17 protein-coding genes and 2 riboswitches are annotated in these 23,745 nt (G+C 46.8%); of the genes, 10 read left to right on the plus strand and 7 right to left on the minus strand.

Translation table 11 applies throughout. The annotated features are described in order from the left end of the window. Positions 1 to 42 precede the first annotated feature (42 nt). From QZT80_RS12475 to QZT80_RS12500, 6 genes are all read left to right on the plus strand, one after another. Entirely contained in the window at positions 43 to 1,596 is a 1,554-nt protein-coding gene (locus tag QZT80_RS12475; RefSeq protein WP_295122227.1) for a hypothetical protein, read from the plus strand. 222 nt (positions 1,597 to 1,818) lie between these two features. Further along, positions 1,819 to 2,035: riboswitch (cobalamin riboswitch) on the plus strand. A gap of 121 nt (positions 2,036 to 2,156) precedes the next feature. After that, on the plus strand, positions 2,157 to 3,128 hold the full coding sequence (locus QZT80_RS12480; protein ID WP_295122229.1) for a ribonucleoside-diphosphate reductase small subunit: 972 nt from the start codon (positions 2,157 to 2,159) through the stop codon (positions 3,126 to 3,128). Positions 3,129 to 3,185: 57 nt separating this feature from the next. Beyond that, positions 3,186 to 5,558, plus strand: coding sequence for a ribonucleoside-diphosphate reductase subunit alpha (locus tag QZT80_RS12485; protein ID WP_295122231.1), 2,373 nt, complete (start codon positions 3,186 to 3,188; stop codon positions 5,556 to 5,558). A gap of 341 nt (positions 5,559 to 5,899) precedes the next feature. Next, positions 5,900 to 7,600, plus strand: coding sequence for an arylsulfatase (locus QZT80_RS12490; protein ID WP_295122233.1), 1,701 nt, complete (start codon positions 5,900 to 5,902; stop codon positions 7,598 to 7,600). 34 nt (positions 7,601 to 7,634) lie between these two features. Further along, complete coding sequence (locus tag QZT80_RS12495) at positions 7,635 to 8,126, plus strand: GNAT family N-acetyltransferase (protein ID WP_295122235.1); 492 nt, start codon at positions 7,635 to 7,637, stop codon at positions 8,124 to 8,126. 81 nt (positions 8,127 to 8,207) lie between these two features. Next, on the plus strand, positions 8,208 to 10,247 hold the full coding sequence (locus QZT80_RS12500; RefSeq protein WP_295122237.1) for an ATP-binding protein: 2,040 nt from the start codon (positions 8,208 to 8,210) through the stop codon (positions 10,245 to 10,247). 48 nt (positions 10,248 to 10,295) lie between these two features. Here the strand turns inward: QZT80_RS12500 and QZT80_RS12505 are convergent, their stop codons facing one another. The 3 genes from QZT80_RS12505 to QZT80_RS12515 form a co-directional block, all read right to left on the minus strand. Then, on the minus strand, positions 10,296 to 11,201 hold the full coding sequence (locus tag QZT80_RS12505) for a leucine-rich repeat domain-containing protein (protein WP_295122238.1): 906 nt from the start codon (positions 11,199 to 11,201) through the stop codon (positions 10,296 to 10,298). A 99-nt stretch (positions 11,202 to 11,300) separates the two neighbouring features. After that, complete coding sequence (locus QZT80_RS12510; RefSeq protein WP_295122240.1) at positions 11,301 to 12,485, minus strand: homoserine dehydrogenase; 1,185 nt, start codon at positions 12,483 to 12,485, stop codon at positions 11,301 to 11,303. Positions 12,486 to 12,487: 2 nt separating this feature from the next. Beyond that, on the minus strand, positions 12,488 to 13,666 hold the full coding sequence (locus tag QZT80_RS12515; protein WP_295122242.1) for a PLP-dependent aspartate aminotransferase family protein: 1,179 nt from the start codon (positions 13,664 to 13,666) through the stop codon (positions 12,488 to 12,490). A gap of 154 nt (positions 13,667 to 13,820) precedes the next feature. After that, a riboswitch (SAM riboswitch) is annotated at positions 13,821 to 13,933 on the minus strand. Positions 13,934 to 14,054: 121 nt separating this feature from the next. Between QZT80_RS12515 and QZT80_RS12520 the strand changes: the two genes are divergently transcribed. Next, a complete protein-coding gene (locus QZT80_RS12520; protein WP_295122245.1) occupies positions 14,055 to 15,353 on the plus strand; it encodes a DUF2851 family protein in 1,299 nt (432 codons plus the stop codon). Positions 15,354 to 15,832: 479 nt separating this feature from the next. On the opposite strand, the gene QZT80_RS12525 is transcribed toward QZT80_RS12520, so the two are convergent. Continuing rightward, positions 15,833 to 16,240: an OsmC family protein gene (locus QZT80_RS12525; protein WP_295122247.1), complete on the minus strand. Its 408-nt coding sequence runs from the start codon at positions 16,238 to 16,240 to the stop codon at positions 15,833 to 15,835. Between the two features lie 161 nt (positions 16,241 to 16,401). Here QZT80_RS12525 and QZT80_RS12530 point away from each other — a divergent pair, with 161 nt between their 5' ends. Both QZT80_RS12530 and lipA read left to right on the plus strand, forming a co-directional pair. Continuing rightward, positions 16,402 to 17,229 carry a hypothetical protein gene (locus tag QZT80_RS12530; RefSeq protein ID WP_295122249.1) on the plus strand — a complete coding sequence of 276 codons (828 nt, stop codon included), beginning with the start codon at positions 16,402 to 16,404 and terminating at the stop codon, positions 17,227 to 17,229. A 30-nt stretch (positions 17,230 to 17,259) separates the two neighbouring features. Further along, positions 17,260 to 18,153, plus strand: coding sequence for a lipoyl synthase (lipA, locus tag QZT80_RS12535; RefSeq protein ID WP_295122251.1), 894 nt, complete (start codon positions 17,260 to 17,262; stop codon positions 18,151 to 18,153). 779 nt (positions 18,154 to 18,932) lie between these two features. Here the strand turns inward: lipA and QZT80_RS12540 are convergent. After that, positions 18,933 to 19,412: a CPCC family cysteine-rich protein gene (locus tag QZT80_RS12540; RefSeq protein ID WP_295122253.1), complete on the minus strand. Its 480-nt coding sequence runs from the start codon at positions 19,410 to 19,412 to the stop codon at positions 18,933 to 18,935. 121 nt (positions 19,413 to 19,533) lie between these two features. Here QZT80_RS12540 and QZT80_RS12545 point away from each other — a divergent pair, with 121 nt between their 5' ends. Then, positions 19,534 to 20,457 (plus strand): phosphodiester glycosidase family protein, encoded by a 924-nt coding sequence (locus QZT80_RS12545; protein WP_295122254.1) that lies wholly within the window; start codon positions 19,534 to 19,536, stop codon positions 20,455 to 20,457. Here QZT80_RS12545 and QZT80_RS12550 read toward each other — a convergent pair whose 3' ends face one another. Together QZT80_RS12550 and QZT80_RS12555 are read right to left on the minus strand one after the other, a co-directional pair. Next, positions 20,458 to 20,838 (minus strand): SdpI family protein, encoded by a 381-nt coding sequence (locus QZT80_RS12550; RefSeq protein WP_295122256.1) that lies wholly within the window; start codon positions 20,836 to 20,838, stop codon positions 20,458 to 20,460. Between the two features lie 97 nt (positions 20,839 to 20,935). After that, positions 20,936 to 23,659, minus strand: coding sequence for an AsmA-like C-terminal region-containing protein (locus tag QZT80_RS12555; protein ID WP_295122258.1), 2,724 nt, complete (start codon positions 23,657 to 23,659; stop codon positions 20,936 to 20,938). Positions 23,660 to 23,745 lie beyond the last annotated feature (86 nt).

Raw genomic sequence — 23,745 nt, forward strand, 5'->3', positions numbered from 1 at the left:
CTAAATTATTGAAAAACAGCACTATACAATCATAATTCAACGATGCCCAACACTATTAACGATGCGCTTTTCATATTAATAAAAACACTTACTAAAGCCGAAAAGAGAAATTTTCAGCTCGCTTTCAATAAAAACAACGACAAGGAAGACGTTCTTTTCATCCAGTTGTTCAACGTGATGGACAGGATGAAGGAGTACGACGAGGAACAGATCCTGAAGAAAATACCCGATATCAAAAAGCAACAGCTTTCCAACGTGAAAGCCCATCTCTATAAACACCTGCTTACCACCCTGCGCCTGCTGTACAAGCAGAAAGACCCCCTGATAGAATTACGGGAACAACTCGATTATGCCAGGGTATTATACAACAAGGGGCTTTACACCCAGAGCCTGAAATTGCTGGCCAAAGCCAAATCCAGCGCCAGGGAGCAGGAAGAAGTGATGCTTTGTTACGAGATCATCGAGTTTGAAAAACTGATCGAGTCGCGGCACATTACCCGTAGCCTCGAGAACCGGGCGGAGGAGCTGAGCGGCGAGTCGCAGGAGATCAATGCCCACCTTACCCACGTGAGTAAGTTGTCCACCCTCTCCCTGCGGATGTACGGCCTGTACCTGAAACTAGGCCACGCGCGCGACGAGAAGGACCACATCATGCTAAAAAGCTATTTCGACAGCAACCTGCCCGGGCAGCCCCTGCCCAACATGAGCTTTTATGAGAAGATTTACATGTACCAGGCCCACTGCTGGTATTACTATATACTGCAGGACTTTGCCATGTACTACCGGTATACCCAGAAATGGGTCGACCTGTTCACCGAGTACCCCTCGCTGCTTAAAACGGACCAGGACATGTACGTGAAGGCCATGCACAACCTGCTGACCGCCCACTTTTACACCATGAACCACGCTAAGTTCGTGGAAGTACTGGCGGCATTTGAGCGTCACATCGACGAAAACCAGGAGAACTTTAACGAGAATACCCGTACCTCCTCCTTCGTATACCGTTACACGTCGCGGCTGAACCGGCACTTCCTGGAAGGAACGTTTACCGAGGGACTGGCCATGGTACCCGAACTGGAGCAACAGATAGCAGAACACCAGCTAACAGTCGACCAACACCGTGTGCTGGTATTTTATTACAAAATCGCCTGTTTATACTTCGGGAGTGGGGATAACAACAACGCCATCGTGTACCTGAATAAGATCATTCACTTAAGAATTGGCAATTTACGGGCTGATATACAGTGTTTTGCACGCATCCTCCATCTTATTGCCCACTATGAGCTGGAAAATTACAGCCTGGTGGAATACCTGATCAAGTCCGTATATCACTTTATTGCCAAGAATAAAGACTTAAGTGGGGTGATGGAAGAGATATTAAAGTTTTTACGCAAGAATATGTATGCCCATCCCAAGGCATTACTGGAAGCATTTAAAGATTTAAAGCACAAACTGGTCACTATTTCACAAGACCCGTACGAGAAACGGTCATTTCTGTACCTGGACATCATTTCCTGGCTGGAGAGCAAAATCGAAGGAATCCCTGTCCAGGACATCATCCGCAGGAAATTCGCGAACAAGGAGAAAAGAATATAAAAGTGTAACGCACTTATAATCAGCGGTACTTTTGCACTGCTGAAATCGTGCAGTACCTTCTACACTTTTCGATAAAAAATATGTGTATTTCGTGTTAAAAATGGTGCCAAAAAACCGATAACGTTCACCACAGGGAATCTACAAATTCACACACTACTTTTTCCACACCTGTTAGCAACTTTTGGGGGATACCCATCTCCTGCTTCTTACATTTGCAACAGTTCTTGACATTGTTGATTTGGTTTGTGCCGGACGCGTTTCCGGTTCAATTAATAGGGAATCGTGTGAGATTCACGAGCAGACGCGCTACTGTGATTCCCAGGCCCGTGCAGAAACGGTTCAGTTTTGTTTCCAACACCCCCATTGCCACTGTGTAAAAACGGGAAGGCCGGAAACAAAAGGGAAAGCCAGGATACCTGCCAGAACAACATACTTGTCAAAACCTTCGCGTATTAAGGTATTGGCGAAAGTAACCTCAACCGGTAACTACCGGGATAGTTATCCGCCGTCGTACCCAACTGATTATCGCACATTGCAAACCATTATAAATTAACTGATTGATGAACACCGAGAATGAAATCCTGCTGAAGGAGAACAAGGACAGGTTTGTGCTATTACCAATTAATTATCCCAAGGTTTGGGAAACGTATAAAAGGCATGAAGCCAGCTTCTGGACCGCTGAGGAAATAGACCTTAGCGCCGACCTGAAAGACTGGGCTGCGCTTAACGACGGTGAGCGCCACTTCATTAGCCATGTGCTGGCATTTTTTGCTGCGAGCGACGGTATTGTGAACGAGAACCTGGCAGTGAATTTCATGAGCGAAGTACAGATACCGGAAGCACGTTGCTTCTATGGTTTCCAGATCATGATGGAAAACATCCACTCTGAAACCTATGCGTTACTGATCGATACATACGTTAAAGACCCGGCTGAAAAAGACCGCCTTTTCCACGCCATCGAAACCGTACCTGCTGTTAAGAAAAAAGCAGAATGGGCACTTCGCTGGATAGATAACGGTACGTTTGCCGAAAGGCTGGTAGCATTTGCAGCGGTAGAAGGCATCTTCTTCAGCGGTAGCTTCTGCTCTATCTTCTGGTTAAAGAAACGTGGCCTTATGCCAGGACTTACCTTCTCTAACGAGCTGATTAGCCGCGATGAAGGCCTGCATTGCGAATTTGCCTGCCTGTTGTATAGCATGCTGCAAAACAAAATGACCGAACAGGAAATTCACAATATCATCAGCGACGCCGTAGCCATCGAAAAAGAATTTATTACGGAAGCTTTACCAGTGGCCCTTATCGGCATGAACGCTGACCTGATGAAACAATACATCGAGTTTGTGGCAGACAGGTGGCTCAATGAATTAGGTGTTAGCAAAATATATAACACGGCTAATCCGTTTGACTTTATGGAGATGATTTCGCTGCAGGGCAAAACCAACTTCTTCGAAAAACGTGTGGGCGATTACCAGAAATCTGGTGTAATGGGCGGAAAAGATAACCAGACGTTCAGCCTTGATGAAGATTTTTAGAAAAACTCATAGGACAGAATATACTTACTAATATTAACCACCAATAAATTCGAGCAAATGTTTGTTATAAAAAGAGACGGTAAAAAAGAGACCGTAAAATTTGACAAGATCACTGCACGCGTTGAGAAGCTTTGCTACGGACTCGCTCCTGAGTACGTAGACTCTATCGACGTGGCCAAAAAAGTGATACAGGGATTGTATGACGGCGTAACTACAAGCGAACTCGATAATCTGGCTGCCGAAACAGCTGCATCGCTTACTACAAAGCATCCTGACTATGCTTTGCTGGCTTCGCGTATTGCTGTAAGCAACCTGCATAAAAACACGATCAAGTCTTTCTCCAAAACAGTGAAAGACCTGTACGAATATCTCGATCCGAAAACGGGTAAATCTGCCGCACTGATTGCCGACGACGTATACGAGATCATCAGGAAGAATGCAGAGATACTGGACTCTACCATCATTTACGACCGCGATTTCGGTTTCGACTATTTCGGTTTTAAAACACTGGAACGTTCTTACCTGCTGAAAATTGACGGTAAGATAGCAGAACGCCCGCAGCACATGTTCATGCGTGTATCTGTTGGTATCCATAAAGAAGATATCGAATCTGCCATCAAAACTTACCACCTGATGAGTGAGCGCTGGTTTACACATGCCACGCCTACCCTCTTTAACGCTGGTACACCTAAACCTCAGATGTCTTCCTGCTTCCTGCTGACTATGCAGGGCGACAGCATCGACGGTATTTATGATACACTGAAACAAACCGCCAAGATCTCTCAGAGCGCTGGTGGTATTGGCCTCAGCATCCACAACATCCGCGCTACCGGCTCTTACATCAGCGGTACCAATGGTACTTCTAATGGTATTATCCCAATGCTGCGCGTGTTTAATGACACTGCACGTTATGTAGACCAGGGCGGTGGTAAACGTAAAGGCGCTTTCGCTATTTACCTGGAGCCATGGCATGCCGATGTGTTTGAATTCCTGGACCTGCGTAAGAACCACGGTAAAGAAGAGATGCGCGCCCGCGACCTGTTCTATGCCCTGTGGGTACCCGACCTGTTCATGAAACGTGTAGAAGAAAACGGCGACTGGAGCCTGTTTTGTCCTCACGAAGCACCAGGACTGGCTGAATGCTGGGGTGAAGAATTCGAAGCGCTGTACACCGAGTACGAAACAACCGGCCGCGCCCGTAAAACCGTAAAAGCGCAAGACCTCTGGTTCGCTATCCTCGATGCACAGATCGAAACCGGTACACCTTACCTGCTGTATAAAGATTCTGCCAACCGCAAATCAAACCAGCAGAACCTGGGTACGATCAAAAGTTCCAACCTGTGTACAGAAATCATCGAGTATACTGCTCCTGACGAAGTAGCGGTATGTAACCTGGCTTCCCTCGCGCTGCCACGTTTCGTGATCGACGGCAAATTCGATCATGAGAAACTGTATGAAGTTACTTACCAGGCTACCCTGAACCTGAACAAAATCATCGATAATAACTATTACCCGGTTGAAGAAGCTCGCCGCTCCAACATGCGCCACCGTCCTATCGGTTTGGGCGTACAAGGCCTGGCCGATGCCTTTATCCTGATGCGTTATCCGTTCGAAAGTGCAGAAGCGCGCCAGCTGAACAGCGAAATATTTGAAACGATTTACTTCGCTGCTATGACCGCTTCTAAAGATCTTGCCGTACAGGATGGTCATTACGAAAGTTATCCAGGCTCTCCGATATCAAAAGGCATTATGCAGTTTGATATGTGGGATGTAACACCATCTGCACGCTGGGACTGGACCGCACTGAAAGCTGAAGTTAAAAAATCAGGCGTTCGTAACTCCCTGCTGGTAGCACCGATGCCAACTGCATCTACCTCCCAGATCCTTGGTAACAACGAGTGTTTTGAACCATACACTTCCAACATTTACACCCGCCGCGTACTGAGCGGTGAGTTTGTAATCGTGAACAAACACCTGCTGAAAGACCTGGTAGATCTCGGCCTGTGGGATAATGATATGAAAAACCAGATCATTGCCAACAACGGTTCTATCCAGAAAATTGAGCAGATCCCTTCACAACTGAAGGAACTGTACAAAACAGTTTGGGAAATCAAACAACGTACGATCATCGACATGGCAGCCGATCGCGGCGCGTTCATCTGCCAGTCACAGTCGCTGAACCTTTTCGTAGACACTCCATCTGCCGCCAAACTTACTTCCATGCACTTCTACGCCTGGAAAACCGGTTTGAAAACAGGGATGTATTATCTGCGTACACAGGCAGCTACACAAGCGGTACAGTTCACCGTGGAAAAACAAGGCGGCCAGCAAATGCAGCCTGTTATTCAGCAAACCGGCGAAGCAGAACTCGAAGTTCCTGTGGGCGCAGTTTGTACCATGGAAGAAGGCTGTGTAACCTGCAGCGCGTAATGGTCAACTCAAATTCAATACTTTCCGAAAAGGAGTGCTCCACAAGGCACTCCTTTTTTATTTCCCTGGTATACAAAGATCGCTTATCAGAGAGGCGAAAAATTGTCCCCAAAGCAGAAAAAATTGTCCTGAAAGCAGAAAGTTTTTAACGGTAATAGGATTTTAACAATTTGGCGCGAGTATAGCTGAAGAGTACCTGAAGTATACCTGAAAGCTAGGAGAAGAGTACCTGAGACCGGGTAATATAATACCGCTTCCACCCCTGGCATAAATAAATGTATTTTTCACGCTAAACGATTTATATTAGTTCTCACGTCATTACCATATAAATCGAACACGTCATGAGAATTTACCAGATAGGGATGGCCGCTATCATTACCGGTGCCATCATCACAGGTGCCATGTCCTGGAAACCCGCTACAGTATTACCTCCCAAAGCCCCTCGTCCAAACATTATTGTTATACTGGCCGACGATCTTGGCTACTCCGACCTCGGCTGTTATGGTGGTGAAATACACACGCCGAACCTCGATTACCTGGCCGGCAACGGACTTCGTTACACGCAGTTCTACAATACCTCCCGCTGCTGCCCTACGCGCGCCTCTTTGCTTACAGGCCTCTATAATCAACAGGCAGGTATCGGAAAGATGACAGAGGCGGAAAACGAACCAGGCTACCGGGGTGCGTTGACAGATAATACAGTTACGCTGGCCGAAGTGCTGAAGTCGGCCGGATACCGTACTGCCATGTCCGGCAAGTGGCATGTATCCAATACGAACGGGCAGGCAACACCGCAGGCGCAGCTCGACTGGCTCAACCATCATACCTCGCATCCCTCCTTCTCCCCCATTTCGCAATACCCCACCAGCAGAGGTTTTGAAAAGTATTTCGGTACCATCTGGGGCGTGGTCGATTTCTTCGATCCTTTTAGCCTTGTGAGCGGCACGCAGCCGATCAAAGAAGTGCCGGCAGGTTATTATCATACAGATGCGATTAACGACACAGCTGTCGCTTATATCAGGGAATATGGGAAAGGGAAAGATCCTTTCTTCCTGTACGTAGCCCATAACGCACCACACTGGCCGTTGCAGGCATTGCCGGAAGATATTGCGAAATACAAAGACACATATAAAGAAGGCTGGGAAGCTATCCGCAAAAAGCGGTACGATAAAATGGTGGAGATGGGACTCATCGATCCTGCCACTACTAAACTATCGCCCAGGTGGCAAAGTGAATTAAGCTGGAAAGATAATCCGGATAAAGAATGGGATGCTGCCGCCATGGCCGTACACGCCGCTATGGTCGATCGGATGGACCAGGGCATTGGTCGTATCATCGCAACGCTAAAACAAACCGGCCAACTCGACAATACACTCATCCTGTTCCTCTCTGATAACGGCGCCAGTGCTGAAAACTGCGCCAATTACGGGCCTGGGTTCGACAGACCCAGTGAAACACGCGATGGCAGGAAGATTATTTATGCAACAAAAAAAGAAGCGATGCCTGGCCCGCAAACTACCTACAGCTCTATCGGACAACGCTGGGCCAACGTGGTGAACACGCCCTTTGCGTACTGGAAGGAACAGTCGTTCGAAGGCGGTGTATGCACGCCCTTCATCGCTTTCTGGCCCAAAGGTATTACCGCTAAAAAAGGTGGCTATAGTGAGCAAAGAGGCCATGTAATGGATTTGATGGCCACGTTCACTGATCTCGCGGGCGCTGATTACCCCGCTACTTACAACGGCCATCACATTACACCCACCACCGGGATCAGCCTGAGCCCATCTTTCTACAATAAAAAAACAGAAGGCCATAACACCTTATTTAACGAGCATTTCGGCGCCCGTTATGCCCGCAAAGGCGACTGGAAACTGGTGAGCCTGAGTAACGATACCACCTGGCAACTGTTTAATCTTGCAGCAGATAAAACAGAAACCAATAACCTCGCTGCCCAACATCCCGAAAAGGTGCAGGAACTTGCTGTACTATGGCGTAACTGGGCACAAACGCACCAGGTATTTCCGAAACCGGGAAGAAGATAAAAATTGACAGGGCTGTTTTGCGAAACAGCCCTTCTTGTTATATTTGAGCGTGATTTACAGGACTATAAGAAAGGAAGACAATGAACGACTGGCCGCTATCATCCGCGCCGGCATCTCTGAATTCGACGTGCCTAAAGAAGGCACCGCGTTCACCGATCCTACCACCGATGACCTTTATGAACTATTCCTCACGCCCCGCTCCACCTACTGGGTAGCGGAAGAAGATGGAATTATTTTAGGGGGATGCGGTATTTTTCCCACACCGGGCCTGCCACCTGGTTGTGGCGAACTGGTAAGGTTCTTTCTCGCGGCAGAAGCGCGTGGTAAAGGCATCGGTTACACATTGATGAAAAAATCGTTCGAGGCAGCTAAAGCATTAGGATACGAAAAGCTCTACATCGAATCGTTCCCGGAAATGATGAGGGCGGTATCGATGTACGAGAAAGCGGGTTTCAGGTACCTGGATGCAGCGTTGGGGAACTCGGGGCATTACGCGTGTAATGTTTGGATGTTGAAGGATTTATAAAGGCAATTTTAGCGGGCAAATAGATTTCGCTATTACTAAATAAATTAGTAACTAGCATTAAGTATAAATACAGTTTTTCAAATGAAAGAAAAAGTTTCAGTTACCGATAGTGGAATACAGTCTTCCGGCTTGCCGAAAGACTACATGGAGGCTGTAGCTGAATATATCTGGAACGGCTTCGACGCTTCTGCAACAGAAGTTGAGCTTATTTTCGACACTAACGAAATAGGCTCGATTAACAGCATTTCCATTCGTGACAATGGTACAGGTATCGACGCATCCATTCTTTCAGAAACCTTCGGGAACTTTAACGATTCTATTAAAAGAAATTCATTTCAAAAGTCATCTTCTAATATCAAGGGAAATAAAGGCAGGGGACGGTTTTCTTTCGTTGCTTTCGGTGGTAAAGCTATCTGGGAAACAACCTATCTTGACGTGCAATCAAACAAATATATAGAGTACGACATCACCATTTCCCGAAATTCGAAGGACTTTTATGATCCACAAAATCAAAAAGTTTCTGCGCGCAAGGTTTCGGGTACCACTGTTACCATTATCGATCTATTTGATGTTACTGGCTTTTCCTTTCAATGTGAAGAATTTAAAAGCTATTTGGCAAGAGAATTTGGATGGTTCCTTTTGCTAAATCAGGAGAAGGATTACCAGCTCAAGATCAACAATGTCCCTATTGACTATTCAGGTATCATCATCGAAAAAGAGGTGCATGTGATGCCAATTAAAGGTGCGGATGGTCAGGATAATATATTCAAAATAACTTTCGTCAGATGGAAAGAGAAGATAGGCGACAAGTTCTATTTCTACTTCCTCAACTCGCAACAGAAAGAGATTTTCAAAGATCTTACGTCATTCAATAATAATGCGATCGGCTTTAATCATAGTGTATATGTAGAGTCCCGCTATTTCGACAGATTTAATGCAAATGATGAACAACATTCGCAGAATTTATTTGAAAACAACAGGCAGAACGGCGTTTTTAAGGCGTTGATGGTTAGTTTGCACAACGTTGTTCGTAACAAGCAGAAAGAGTTCGTGCATGGAGAGGCGGCTATGAGGCTTATTGATACGTACGAAAAGAACGGGGCAATCCCTCCATTCAAAAACAATAAATACGATCAGGCCCGCAGAATAGATCTCATATCTGTTGTGAAGAGCCTTTACTGCATAGAACCCAAGATTTTCCAGGGCTTAAATAAGGAGCAGCAAAAGGTTAGCATCGGCTTAATAAATATACTGCTCGATACCGACGAACGGGAAAATATCCTTGAGCTGATCGGACAGATTATCAATTTAACATCAACTGACAGGCAGCAATTACTCAACGTGCTAAGGAAAACAACTGTTAGCAAAATAGCAAAAACAGTAAATCTTATCGAGAATAGATTTAAAACGATCGAATTACTGAGAGCATTGGTGTTCGATTTGAAAAAATTCACAACGGAGCGCGATCATTTACAGAAAGCGATAGAAGAAAACTATTGGATTTTCGGAGAACAATATGCATTGGTTTCAGCAAATGAAGGATTTAACAGATTATTGGCCGCATATACTGAATTCCTCCAACAAGGGAATGCCGGAGGCAAAAAGAAAGTATCATCCAAAGAATCCAATAAACGTCCCGATATTTTTGTAGCCAGGAAAAGAGCCATTGATGATAGTGAAGACAGTCAGTATCTTATGGAAGAAAACCTGATTGTGGAGTTAAAACGCCCTGATGTAGTAATTGGAAAAGAACAACTACGGCAAATTGAAGATTACCTTGATATTATTCGCAACGATCCTTCCTTTAATTCTCAAAAAAGATCCTGGAGGTTTTTCGTTATCGGTAATACTATCGACAATTACGTCCATGACCAATACTTGTCTCAAAAAGAAAAAGGGAAAAGGTTCCTGGTTAAGTCGGTACAAAATTTCGAAATCTATGCTTATACCTGGGATGATATATTCATGATGTTTGACTTGCGTCATAAGTTCCTTGTTGACAATCTGGAGTTTGATAAAAATGTAATAAAAAAAGAATTGATTGAAAAAGGAATTGATCTTTTTGGCGATTCTAAAGAAGCTGTAAATACTATTATACATGAATTAGTGAACGTAAAATAGATTCGCTAACGTACGATCTTATTTAACTGCTCATAAATAAACCCGGCCCTAGAAGTCAGCGGCTGTAATAACGCCACACTCCTTCCATACATAAGCCTTCTGATACAGCTCCTTCGTACCCTTTGGTACATTCAACGTTACGTCTTTTAACGGCGTTTCATAAAAGGGATAGTCTTTAAAATAGCCCAGTTCTTTCCAATCTGCTGGAATGTACAACGGTGTTTCCCATTGTACGGTAATCTGCTTCAGTGAGTAACAGAAATCAAATGCATGTTCACCGATCTGCTTTACGGCAGCGGGAATGGTAATGGCTTTTAAGCCGGTTTGCTTAAATGCAGATTCACCGATAACAGTTAATGTAGCAGGTAGTTTTATGGCCGTAAGTTGATAACATTCCCTAAAACTATTGGCAGGTATCACCGTTAGTGATTCAGGCAGCTTCACTTTACTTAATTGCCGGCACTCATGAAAAACACCTTCGCCCATCATGTTTACACCCTCAGGAACGATCAATGCAGCTAACGCCGAACATCTGCCAAAAGCGCCATCCCCCAACTCTTTTACAGTAGCCGGAATGTTTACCTGCAGCAGGCTGTGACATTTATAAAATGCAGCTATACCAATAGAAGTGATCGTATTGGGCAATACTGCCTTCGAAAGCATCTCAAAGTACTCCGTCTTCTCTGCATCAAAAGCGTTATTCCCGATCGCAGTGACTTTGTAGGTAACATTCTTATATACCACGCTGGATGGTATTGTTACGCCGGCGCGGTAAAAATCGAAATAATAGCTGGCGGGCTTTGTGAAATAAGCCTTATCACCATAAGTTACTTCTACCGTTTTCGTGTTCGGGATAATGTTGTAGAAGATACCGTTCTGCACAAAATCATGCGCCTGTACCTTTCCTATAACAAACAATATAACCCCAAGAAGGGTTGCCATTCTTTTTATCATTCGTCAGTTGCTTTACGGCAATACTACAATGTTTCAACAAAAAAAAGAAGACCCGGCCATAGTAGCCAGGCCTTCTATATGGTCTGAATTGCATTTACATTATTGTTCCAGCACCAGCAGGTTCACCTCTTTATTCTTCAGCCACTCCGCATCCTTCAGCTTATCGAGATTGATCACACCCACTACATAACGGAAGGTAGGCGATTCGTATTTCTCAGAAATGTTATAGAAGGCCGACAGATCAACCTGATCAGGTGTTTTGTAACGCAGGTACACTTTTAACTGTACGTCGTTCGTGAAGATAGGCGCATTGTTCTGCTTGATCTTTTTGTACTCGTAACGGTAGTTGTACAGCAGTGCAGAAATGTCGCTCAGTACGGCGCTGCCGGTAGCAGTACCACCTGCGCCCTTACCTACGAAAAACTGTTTATCGGTGAACGCGCTCTCCAGCAAAATACCATTGTACTCGTTGTATACATCGTACAACAGGTTATGCTCTTTAATGAGATGTGGAAGCACGTAAGCATGTACATGGCCGTTAGACCTGCGGCAGGAGCCGATCAGCTTCACGGTGGAGTTACGTTGCTTTGCGAACTGGATATCAAAATCGTTCAGGTGACTGATACCGAAGTTGAACACCTCTTCTGGTTTTACGAACGTACCGAAAGCGTGCAGCAACAGGATCACGATCTTAAATTTAGGATCGTAACCTTCGATGTCGAGCGTTGGGTCAGTTTCTGCGAAACCTAAGTCCTGCGCCTGTTGCAGGGCAGTTTCGAAGCTGAGGTTATCTTCAAATATTTTAGTGAGAATGTAGTTGGTAGACCCGTTACAGATACCTTCCACTGCATTCAGCAGGTCGTTATCGTAGTACTCTTCCAGGTTACGGATGATGGGAATACTTGCGCAGCTGGAAGCTTCGTACAGGAACGGTGCTTTGTTCTCTACCTGCAACTGGTACAGTGCGGGCAGGTTCTCAGCGATCATACGTTTGCTGGCGCTTACTACGGCTTTACCGTTACGGAGCGCTTTGCTTACGATCTCGAAAGCATCTTCCGTATTATTGATCAGTTCAACTACGACGTCAATGGTAGGATCGTCGAGAATTTCGTTTGGATCTGTCGTAAAATAACTGGCATCGATCGGGCGCTGTTTGTTAGGGTCCTTGATGCAGATTTTCTTAATACGGGCATTGATACCTTTTGTCCTGTTTAATACTTCGTATAAACCCTGGCCTACACAGCCGAATCCGAAAATACCCAGGTTAATGATCTTCTTTTCCATACTTATTGTAATACAGTGATTTGTTTACCTAATGGTTGGTTTAATTTATCGAGTGCTTGTTTGAGGTCGTTGATCAGGTCTTCCACATCTTCGATACCTACTGACAAACGGATGCAGCTATCCTGCAGACCAGCCTTGCGGCGGAACTCTTCGGGAATAATGCGGTGCGTCATGGTAACAGGGTGGGCGAGCATACTTTTAACACCGCCGAAGCTTTCCGCCAGTTTAAACAGTTTGGTACTGTTTACAATGCGGATGGCGTTTTTAATATGATCTTCTTTCAAAGAAAAACTCACGATACCGCCGTAACCTTTTTGTTGTTTACGGGCGATGTGGTGGTTTTTGTGCGTGGCCAGGCCCGGATAAAATACTTTATCGATCGCCGGATGTTCGTTGAGCCAGCTCGCAATCGCCATGGCATTGGCGCATTGTTTTTCCAGTCGCAGTGCCAGTGTTTCTATGCCACGGATGGTAAGCCAGGCTTCGAAAGGACTGAGAATGCTACCGGAAATGTTCTGGTTAAACTTCAGCTGATCGGCCAGTGGTTTAGAGTTTACAACTACCAGTCCCGCGATTACGTCCGTATGCCCTCCCAGGTATTTGGACGCGCTGTGAATAACGATATCGGCACCCATTGGTATTGGCTTTTGCAGCAGTGGTGTGGAGAAAGTGTTATCCACTACCAGCAGTATTTCATGCTGCTTGGCAATTTTGCTGATCGATTTGATATCAGAGATCTTCAACGTTGGGTTGGTAGGCGATTCGAGCCAGATGATCTTAGTTTTGGGCGTAATTTTTTCGAGCACCTTATCGATATCGCTGGTGTCTACGAAGTTCACTTTAATACCAAAACGTTCGAACATCGAGTGAAAGATCTGGAAGATGCCGCCATAAGTGTCTTCCACCGCCATGATCTCATCACCGGTTTTCAGCAACTTCAGCACAGCGTCTATAGCCGCCATGCCGCTGGCGAAAGCAAAACCTGCATAACCGTCTTCCAGGCTGCAGATAAGGTCTTCCAGCACCTTACGTGTGGGGTTGTTGGCGCGCGAAAATTCGAACCCCTTGTTAATACCGGGCGACTCCTGCACGAAGGTGGACGTCTGGTAAATCGGCACTGATATAGCGCCGGTCAGTTCGTCTACCGGAATGCTGTGAATCAATTGTGTGGATGGTTTCATAAACGGCTGAAAAATGATTGGTATGATTTACGAAAACGGTCGTTCTTATGTAAAAAATATCCAGGTGCGGCGGGAGGTAGGGGCATAAAAAAAGCCCTTCCTTGTGTTGGAAGAGCTTTATGCATTTATAGTGCAATAAATTAGAATCTCTGCCAACTTATCTTTCCCCGGTATAAAAACCAGGGCCGGAATTAGCACCTTTTCCCGTTACCAGGATGGTTGCTAAGGCTTCGCAGGGCCAGTACCCTCTGCCTTTCTGGATAAGTAATTATTTAAGAACTGCGGTGCAAAGGTAATGGATGGTGAAGGATATTTCCAAATCGTATCGGGTGATTTTCTAAAATCATGAAAAAAACAGTACCTTTTTGTTATAATGTGATAGTATTTTATGAAAGTGAATGTTAACCCAGTCCTCACCGAGGAACTGCTCCAGTATATCTGGCAGGCAGGCCTTTTTAACCAGGAGGACCTTACCACCATTACCGGCGAGCCGGTACGCATTCTTAAAACCGGCACACTTAACCGCCATACCGGGCCTGATTTTTCCGGTGCCCTGATACGCATCGGCAACATTATATGGGCAGGCCACGTGGAACTGCACCTGCAAACTTCCGGCTGGCATAAGCACCGGCATCACCTCGACAAAAACTACCAGAACGTAGTGCTGCATGTAGTGTTTGAACAGGATATGGCGGAAGAGCGGCTGCCCAACATGCCCTGCATCGAATTGCAGAACAGGGTCCCGAAAATATTGCTGGAACGTTATCACCACCTGATGCGCACTGCCTCGTTCGTGCCCTGCGGCAACATGGCGCAACAGGCGCCTGCCCTTATCTGGCAAGGCTGGAAGGAGCGGCTTTTGGCGGAGCGCTGGGAACGTAAAGCCGCCGTGTTCCGCGAGTGGCTGCAGCAAACCCGTTACAATTGGGAAGAAGTATGTTTTCGTGCGGTGGCGCAGGCCCTGGGTATGCCCGTGAATGCTGCCCCCTTCCTGCAACTGGCCGGGAGCCTGCCCCAGCAGGTACTGGCCAGGCACAAACCACAACTGTTCCAACTGGAAGCATTGTTATTCGGCCAGGCCGGACTGCTGGGCGGCGCCTTACCCGATGCCTATTCGCAAAAGCTGGCGCAGGAGTTTGCATTTCAGCAACACAAATACCAGCTTACACCCATGCCCGTACACCTCTGGAAGTTCCTGCGCATGCGGCCTTCCTCCTTCCCTACCCTGCGCATTGCAACGCTGGCGGCTATTATCCATCAAACAAGCCACCTGTTTTCCCGCATCCTCGAAACCAATGATATCACCGAACTGGAAAAGCTGTTTTTCGTGCAGCCTTCGCCGTACTGGCAGCAGCATTACCGCTTCGGCAAAACCATGGATAAACCTGCGGGCATTGGTACAACCACCATCCGCAATATCATCATCAATACCGTGTGCCCGTTACTGTACCTTTATGCACAGCACAACGGCATACCACACCTGCACCTGAAAGCACTGCGCTTTATAGAGGCCCTGCCCGCAGAAAACAACCATACTACACGCAGTTGGGAAGACCTGCACATTGCTATCGAAACAGCCATGGACTCGCAGGCCTTACTTCAACTTAAAACTCACTATTGCGACCACCGTAAGTGCCTCGATTGTGCCATTGGCGTAAAGTTGTTAAAGATGGGGGACCAGCATTAGGCATCCTTATCAGCCCCCGTTGTGTCACTCCCTTCAGCCGCAAACCGCTGACCAGGCGGGTGAAAATACCATCATTTTCAGTGTATCGACCGTCCGGCTATCCTATATCGATCCTTTATCCATCCTATATCCAAATCTTCTGAAACCCTTTGTGGTAGTGACGGGTATTATAGGATGGATATAGGATCGATATACCTTCGATAAAGGCATGCCCTATGGTGGCGGGTTTGAACCTAATACTGGAGGAGAAGCACTGGCCCGGGAACAAGGCATGATTGTATATTATTAACCTTCCTCTCCTTTTGCCTGGTAAAGACATGCGGGACGACCACGGCCCGCCCGGTACATGTGCTGCCGCTGAAGGGAGTGACACAACGGGGGCCGGGCTTAGTACTGCTGTTGGTACCCTCACCCCGGTTATAAAAGACAAAACCGCCCTGCAGTACAGGAGCGGTTTTGTTAATGCGTTGTTGGTTGGATTACCAGTTGAACTTCACATCCTGCACGATGTCGGGATGGATGCTTTTAGCCACCGGGCAGGTAAGCGCCGCTCTTTCGAGGATGGTGCGTTGCTTTTCGCCCAGGCCATGACCATCCGGGAAGGTAAATTCTACGTTAATACCAGTGATCCTGCGTGGCTCTGTACCCATTATTTTCAGGATGCTCACTTTGGTACCTTCGATGTTCCAGCCCTGTGTGCGGGAAGTGATGCCCATAATAGTAAGCATACACGAACCCAGTGCGCTGGATACGAGGTCGGTGGGCGAAAAACGTTCGCCTTTTCCGTTATTATCTACTGGGGCATCCGTTTCTACTACGGAGCCGGAACGTACGTGGGTGGAGGTTGTCCTCAATTCGCCATTGTATACTATCTCTGCGGTTTGCATTGCCTTACTTTTGGATGTAAAATAAAGGGAAAAAACGGAGATACGGGCAACGTTTTACTCCTTTTTGCCGTCCTTTAAGTACCAACTAATTTCTGTATGTTTGTATAGGAATAAAACATAAAACGTAAAGGCACGTTTATATAAATATAATCCACCCGACTGTGAAAAAAACATACTTAATCTTACTGTTATTGCTCGCCGGAGGCACCATACAGGCTCAAAGCAGCAAGCAGACTAAAAAGGAAGAAAAGGAGCAGAGGAAACTTAAGAGGATTTCGCTTTTTAAAGAAATAGAAGAGGGTGAAAATACCTATAACCGTGAATTTTCGATGGGTGGCCGTCTTAATACCGATGGCTGGAGCGGTTTCTTTGAACTGGGTTATAAAAAATCCAGGAGTACCACTAACTACTTCCAGTTTGAGTTAGCGGAAAAGAAACATCCTAAGCAGGACCGTGCCACCAACCAGATTACTACCTCTCTTGGATGGTTTAATACCAATCCATATGTATACGGCAAACAGAATAACTTCTTCCAGGCTAAATTTGGTGCTGGTCAGCGTAAGCTCATTGGCGGCAAAGGCAATAAAAACGGCGTGGAAGTAACCGGTGTATATTACGGCGGTCTTTCCCTCGGACTGATGAAGCCTTATTACCTCGACCTGATGGAAACGGCCAACGACATCAATACCCGTAAACAGGAAACCTATACAGAAGCCAACCGCGACCGCTTCCTGAACCGCGATCTGATTTACGGCGGCGGCGGCTTCGGCAGAGGATGGGGAGAAGTGAAACTGAACCCCGGGTTACACGCCAAAGGGGGCATGCGCTTCGACTGGGCCCGGTTTAACGACGTAATCAGCGCCCTGGAAGTAGGTTTAAACGCCGAATATTACGCCAAAGAGGTGCCAATTATGGTGGAATATGATCCTAAACGCTTCTTTTTCAACGCTTATCTATCTTTACAGTTCGGAAAGCGCTGGAATAAGTAACTTTGTGTTTTCTAAAAGCTAGGAATTGAGATGCAAGAACTACCCGTTATAGCAGCCGAACCAGCTGCGCCAAGAGTGAAAAAGCCCGACTGGCTTCGTGTGAAGCTTCCCATCGGAGAAAGTTACAGGCAGGTAAGGAACCTGGTAGATACTCATAAATTACATACGATCTGCGAAAGCGGCAACTGCCCTAACATGGGCGAATGCTGGGGAGCCGGCACCGCTACCTTCATGATATTAGGAAATATATGCACCCGTAGCTGCGGCTTCTGTGCAGTAGCCACGGGCCGCCCCGATGCTGTTGACTGGGACGAACCCCAGCGTGTAGCGGAAGCGATCCTGCTCATGAAAGTAAAACATGCTGTAATTACGTCGGTAGACAGGGACGAACTGAAAGATGGCGGCTCCATCATTTGGGCCAGCACCATTAAAGCCGTACGCGCCCTGAACCCAAACACTACCATGGAAACCCTGATCCCCGACTTCAGGGGCCAGTGGGAAAACCTCCAGCGCATCATCGAAGTAGCGCCGGACGTAGTATCGCACAACCTGGAAACGGTAGAACGCCTTACCAAACAGGTAAGGATACAAGCCAAATACCACCGCAGCCTGGAAGTGATCCGTCGCCTGAAAGAAGGCGGAATGCGCACCAAAAGCGGCATCATGCTGGGCCTGGGCGAAACCAAGGAAGAAACCCTCCAGAGCATGCAAGACCTCCGTGATAACGGCTGTGACGTTATTACACTGGGCCAGTACCTTCAACCTACTCCCAAACACCTCCCCGTAGTACGTTTCGTACACCCGGACGAATTTGCTGAACTGCGCGAAGCTGGTTATGCAATGGGGCTTGACTATGTGGAAGCAGGCCCGTTGGTGAGGTCATCTTACCATGCGGAGAAGCATATTTTTAGTGGCAGGAAGTAAATGCTGCTGACACATATTGGAAAGGCCGGAACGATGAGTTCCGGCCTTTTTTTAGCAGGCGTTTCCCCGGTCGTCATGGCGAACGAAGTGAAGCCACCCGTCGCTACAGTCTACGCTACAGTAAACCTTGAGTTAATTGAAGTGAATTCGATGCAACATACATTATGGTCGTAACCTGCGTTATCGTTACTGCGAGCCTCCCCCGGCCGTCATGGCGAACGAAGTGAAGCTATCCGTCGCTCCAGTTTACGCTACAGTAAACCTTGAATTAATTGAAGTGAATTCAAACATACATTGTGGTCGTAACCTGCGTTATCGTTACTGCGAGCCTCCCCCGGCCGTCATGGCGAGGAACGAAGCCATCCTCGTGTGTAGTCATTGCCTGCAATAATTGGTTGTTAGGATGGCGGGCGACGTTACCGGCTTACTTTCATGGGGATAGCGGTGCCTGACGAAATTGTGGATGCGTTACCCGTACTTATTCGCTGGTACGCATAGCTTTACTGACGCGGAGACTGCGCACGAGGATGGCTTCGTTCCTCGCCATGACGGCCCGAGAAGCGTTGCTTCGGTAACACTACCTGGATATAATGCTTTTTTACTGAAGCGACGGGTGGCTTCGTTCCTCGCCATGACGGCCGGGGGTAAGCGTTGCTTCGTTAACGCTACTCGTGTACCCTGGTGTATTTGTCGGAAAGAGCGATACACACGGCCAACATATAGCAGGAATAGTTGCATATGGCATTACAAGTAAAATATTTGCTTTTATACAGTTGATGCTATCTCAAAAACTGTTCCGGCTCCTCCGTTACATTAATCTTGTACTTCAAATCAAACACCCCCCACTCCTCGAAGTTTCTTTGCGCTTCGCTTAGTGTCATTGCGTTTTCTTCGCTGTAGCGTTCGGGTACGCAATCACCATCATCTTCCCAGAAACATACGGGGCATATTTCGAGGTGGGCTTTACGGGCAATGGTGCGGTAGCCGCAGCAGCAGCAGGGTAAATGAGGTAAGGGATCGCCATCGATCTCTATTTCTTCGTTGTGAACGCGGGAAAGGGTTTTGGCGAGGTATTCGTTGCTTACGGCCAGTAATTGCGAACGGAGGTAATGTACTGCATCTTCCCCCAGTGATAAATTCTCTTCATCTGCCAGGCCGGTTGTAATGGCTATTACACGTTTCTCTGCACCGGATAACTGCGTGAGCCTGTATTTGGCGAGCAGCACTTCCGCTTCTTCCCTTGATATGCGTCTTTTCATGTAACCTGTGTATATATTTCCGGAAAATTAGCCATTTTCGGCCAACCGCTGTTATATTAAGCCTTCCTTTTATTTTATGAACGGGGGCAATAGTTGCTACCGGCGTGCTATTTTAGCGGTTATGAGAAAAAACGTCCTCGTCATGGCCGCGCTCTTTTGTACGGCATCTTCCCAGGCTCAGTTGCGCTGGCATCTGTCGCAACACAACAATACTTTACCCAAAAGCGTGCGGGTGTACGAAACCACCGACTCGCTTGATGGTAAACCTTTTCGCGCCTTTTATCTTACAGCGGATTTAAAAGATAGCAACCTCGATTTCGTTACCCGTGTTGGTAACGGCAAACGTTACACGCCTTCGCAATACGCGGAACAGGAAGGGCCGAAAACCCTGGCGGTCATCAACACTACGTTCTTTTCCTTTGCTGATAACAGCAACCTCAACATCGTGATGCACGATGGGAAAGTGCTGGCGCCAAACCCGAAAGGATACTACCAGAAACGATCTAAAACAGATAGCGTGCTGGTATATCCCACCCGGGGAGCCTTTGGCATATCCAAACGTGGAAAGCCGGATGTAGCTTGGGTATACAACGTGGGCAAAGAGCAACAGCCTTATGCATACGACTTGCCTAACACCGAAGCGAGAGAACCGGGCAAATATTCGCCCGCAGGCGCTCACGCCTGGAAAATGGATGAAGCTATAGGTGGCGGACCGGTATTATTGAAAGACGGCAAACCCTTTATCACTGCCAAAGAAGAAGACCGGGCAGGTGGACTGGAAGCAATGCACCCCCGCACTGCCATTGGTTATACGAAGAAAGGCAAACTGATTATACTGGTAGTGGAAGGCCGGAACAAAGGTGTGGCCGAAGGTGCTAACTTTCCACAGATGGCGAAGATATTTAGAGACCTGGGGTGTGAGGAAGCGTTGAACCTCGATGGCGGCGGATCGTCGTGTTTGTGGGTTAACGGCACCAATACCATTAAAGTATCGGATGGGATGCAAAGGCCGGTGCCCGCAGTATTCATCATCAGAAAAAAGTAATTATTTACCCTCTCTCCTATGCCCGTCCTCATCGAAGGTTTCGTGCAGGTACCACTCTGTGTAACCAGCCATCAGTAAGGCAACGATAATAACGGGACCAATAGTGAGATAAAGAAAGATATCGGTTTGTTTGTCGAAGATGAAGCCGAACATCAGCCCGATCAATAACAACACCAGTCCGGCGCGACGTGAGAAGTAAGCGGCATACCTGTTGGCGCAGTCCCACATCTCTTTGTTTTGGGTAGAAAGAAAGGTGCGGTAACCATACCATGTTTTGATGGTTTTGGGAGGGAACCTGCGGATAAGCATGCCCATTGAGAAGAATAACAAACCAGCCAGGATGCTGGCATTAAACCAGGGGTTTTGCACAATTGTTTCCATCGTGGATATCGTTTAAGACGCCTTTAAAAACGAATGTCCCTTGTATAGGTTGTACAAGGGACATTTGTTTCAAAGCGCTATCTTAAATTACGACAAATTATTGGTTTTTAGCACTGTCGGCCGGAGCGGGTTTCTTTTTGATCAGCCCGTTGAGTGCGCCCTTAATACTGCTGCCGGCTGCTTTGCCAGCATTTTGCAGGTTGCCGCCAGTGGCTGTAGAATCTTTTTTACCAAGCAATTGGTTTTTCACCTCATCTTTCACCGCAGTAATTGCCTGGTTCTTCACCGATGTAAGCGAATCTTTCACTACCGCTTTGGCCGAATCTACTTTCGCTTTCACCAATGCAGTAGCCTGGTTCTTCAGGTTAGTAGCTACACCGGAAACAGATTCCTGCAAATCGGTTTTTAACGAAGGCTTCATAATGCTACCACCCATCGCTACCTGCAAATGCACGCTGTCGCTCAGCTTCACCGGAATACCTTTATTGTTTGCCTGCAACACCAGGTTATCGATCAGCGAAGTGCCTTTTGCACCGATCACACTGCGCGGTAATGCGATCTGTAACGTGTAATCCATCGTTTGGTCAAAGCCATGTGAGCCACCTACCAGCATGTTCATATTCGCGATCTTAACACGGAAAGGATTTACGGTTACACGGCCGTTCTGGAACGCGATATAGTTCTTGATGTCTTTAACAGAAATATCCTGCAGGGCAGTAACGTTCAGCGTAGAAGCCAGTTGGTCCAGCGGGGCAAACTTTTTCAGTACACCCTGTATCAGTAACAGGTTGCCTTCACCGTTAAGGGTGTTTAACACCGGACTCATATCTTCGCCCAGTTTACCATTTACAGTTAACTGCGAGGTTACTTTACCACCGAGGAACTGCGCGATCGGCATTAGTTTCTGAACGGTATTAAAGGCGAGGAAAGTTTGCTGAATGTCCAGCTCTTTCACATTATAAGTAAGTGCGATCTCCGGGTTCTTTTTACTGTTTTTGGTTGAATAGCTACCGCTGATATCCATCGTACCCTGCAATGCGTTACCCTTGATATGATCGAGTATAACGGCCTGGTCGGCGATCTTTAAGTTACCGCTAAGATTGGTAAGGTCTACTTTATCGTAGTGTACCTTATCCACTTTGGCAGTAATTAAGAAATCGAGATTGTTAGGCACCACGAAAGGTTCGGAAGCTAAGGTATCCGCAGCTGCTGCGGTTTTAGGCGCCTCGCTGCCTGTTGCCATCCATTTGTCGAGGTTAATGTTATCGGCTTTAAGGTCGAGGTGACCATTCAGCGGGTCGTTTTTCAGTACATAAGCCAGTACGTTATTTACTTCACCGGTGGCATTAAAGTTGCTGCCGAGGTACTGACCTGCGAATTGTTTTACGCTCAGGTTTTTAGGTGTGAACTGCAGTAGCAGGTCGCTCACCTTTACACCATCCGGATAATCTTTGCTGGCGTACAACATATCTTTCAACACCAGCGTACCCTGTGCATCAAACTTTTCGTACTGAGACTTTTCGATGGCGGAGAGGTTGCCTTTGGCGGCAATGTCTGCGTCCAGCAAACCTGCCAGTTTTGTACCGGCTTCCAGTTTATAAAACTGGTTTACTTTAGAAAGATCCAGTTTGCCCTTGGCGGCCGCATCTATGTATAGATCAGATACCGGTGTTTTCAGCAACACACGCATATCCACCGGTGCATCGTCCATTTCAAGATGCGCGGTAGGCATGTTCACAACTGTATGATCAGGAACACCATCGGGGTTAGATATATCTACCGTTAACTGGATATTTTTAACTGGTTTGGGAAGATCGGGATATTGGAAGAAACCATCTTTGATGGCCAGTTTGATACCAAAGCCAGGCATGGTAGTCGGTGTATACTCCCCTTTCACGAAACCGCTGAAGGTAGTAGTACCACTGGTCTTGATCTTGGAGAAGTCGGCCTGGTAAATACTTGGCACCAGCGACAGGATATCTTTAAAGTCGGTAGAAGGTGCTTTAAAGCTGATATCCATACCATAAGTAGTATCGGTTATCAACCTGATAAAACCTTCTGTTGCAATTTTCAGGTTGTTGATCGCGATCTGATCGGTTTTGAAGGAGTATGTGCTGGTTTTGTTATCCACCTTTACGTCCGCATCCATACTCACTTTAGTATTGTACAGGTAAGGAATGAGGCCGGACAGGAAATTTACGCCACCTACGGTAGTTTTTGTATTGATCGTAAATATATCCTGCGTAAAGTCTCCTTTACCAGAGTGGTCGAGATCATCGATTTGCAGGCTCATATTCCCCTGGCGGTCTACATAACTGATGTAGGCATCCTCTATCGCATATTGCTGCAGGCTTAATGCGAAGGAAGATGAATCAGATGATTCCTTTTCAGGCGTTGCCGCAGTAGCTGTATCTGGTTTCATGATATCCCAGTTCACACGACCATCGGGGTTTACGATAGCGTGTATACGAGGTGTTTTCACCAGTACGCTGTATACTTTAATATTTTCACCTTTGATAGCGCTCATCAGGTCCATCGCCGCTTCGAGGCGGTGAATGGAAATAAGCGTATCTCCCTCAAAAGGCGCCAGCCCTGTAATGTGGAAGTCCTCCAACGCCACGGCCAGGCGGGGGAAACGGCGGATAAGGCTGATGTCTACGTCTTTAAAATCCACTTTGGCATTCAGCTGCTTGTTCAGTTCATCTTTTACTTTCGCTATAATTTTACCCTTAAACAAATAAGGAATGGCGATAAGCAGGGCGATTAAAACGACGAGCGTAATCCCGGTCCACTTAAATATCTTTTTAAGTTTCAGCTTCATAGGTATGCTTGATTTTTCCAATAATGCATGAAGATATAACAATTTCCCTGTAAACGGTAAACCGCAAAACGTATTGCGGTGTGCGG

This window comes from uncultured Chitinophaga sp., from assembly GCF_902168175.1.
In the GTDB taxonomy this organism is placed as follows: Bacteria; Bacteroidota; Bacteroidia; order Chitinophagales; family Chitinophagaceae; genus Chitinophaga.

What these genes read in the sequence shown, in the direction of transcription:
- QZT80_RS12480 (WP_295122229.1), top strand. Translation starts at nt 2,157, where the DNA reads ATGAACACCGAGAATGAAATCCTGCTGAAGGAGAACAAGGACAGGTTT.
- QZT80_RS12515 (WP_295122242.1), bottom strand. Translation starts at nt 13,666, where the DNA reads ATGAAACCATCCACACAATTGATTCACAGCATTCCGGTAGACGAACTG.
- lipA (WP_295122251.1), top strand. Translation starts at nt 17,260, where the DNA reads ATGCAAGAACTACCCGTTATAGCAGCCGAACCAGCTGCGCCAAGAGTG.
- QZT80_RS12510 (WP_295122240.1), bottom strand. Translation starts at nt 12,485, where the DNA reads ATGGAAAAGAAGATCATTAACCTGGGTATTTTCGGATTCGGCTGTGTA.
- QZT80_RS12550 (WP_295122256.1), bottom strand. Translation starts at nt 20,838, where the DNA reads ATGGAAACAATTGTGCAAAACCCCTGGTTTAATGCCAGCATCCTGGCT.
- QZT80_RS12520 (WP_295122245.1), top strand. Translation starts at nt 14,055, where the DNA reads ATGAAAGTGAATGTTAACCCAGTCCTCACCGAGGAACTGCTCCAGTAT.
- QZT80_RS12475 (WP_295122227.1), top strand. Translation starts at nt 43, where the DNA reads ATGCCCAACACTATTAACGATGCGCTTTTCATATTAATAAAAACACTT.
- QZT80_RS12490 (WP_295122233.1), top strand. Translation starts at nt 5,900, where the DNA reads ATGAGAATTTACCAGATAGGGATGGCCGCTATCATTACCGGTGCCATC.
- QZT80_RS12545 (WP_295122254.1), top strand. Translation starts at nt 19,534, where the DNA reads ATGAGAAAAAACGTCCTCGTCATGGCCGCGCTCTTTTGTACGGCATCT.
- QZT80_RS12485 (WP_295122231.1), top strand. Translation starts at nt 3,186, where the DNA reads ATGTTTGTTATAAAAAGAGACGGTAAAAAAGAGACCGTAAAATTTGAC.
- QZT80_RS12505 (WP_295122238.1), bottom strand. Translation starts at nt 11,201, where the DNA reads ATGATAAAAAGAATGGCAACCCTTCTTGGGGTTATATTGTTTGTTATA.
- QZT80_RS12525 (WP_295122247.1), bottom strand. Translation starts at nt 16,240, where the DNA reads ATGCAAACCGCAGAGATAGTATACAATGGCGAATTGAGGACAACCTCC.
- QZT80_RS12540 (WP_295122253.1), bottom strand. Translation starts at nt 19,412, where the DNA reads ATGAAAAGACGCATATCAAGGGAAGAAGCGGAAGTGCTGCTCGCCAAA.
- QZT80_RS12555 (WP_295122258.1), bottom strand. Translation starts at nt 23,659, where the DNA reads ATGAAGCTGAAACTTAAAAAGATATTTAAGTGGACCGGGATTACGCTC.
- QZT80_RS12500 (WP_295122237.1), top strand. Translation starts at nt 8,208, where the DNA reads ATGAAAGAAAAAGTTTCAGTTACCGATAGTGGAATACAGTCTTCCGGC.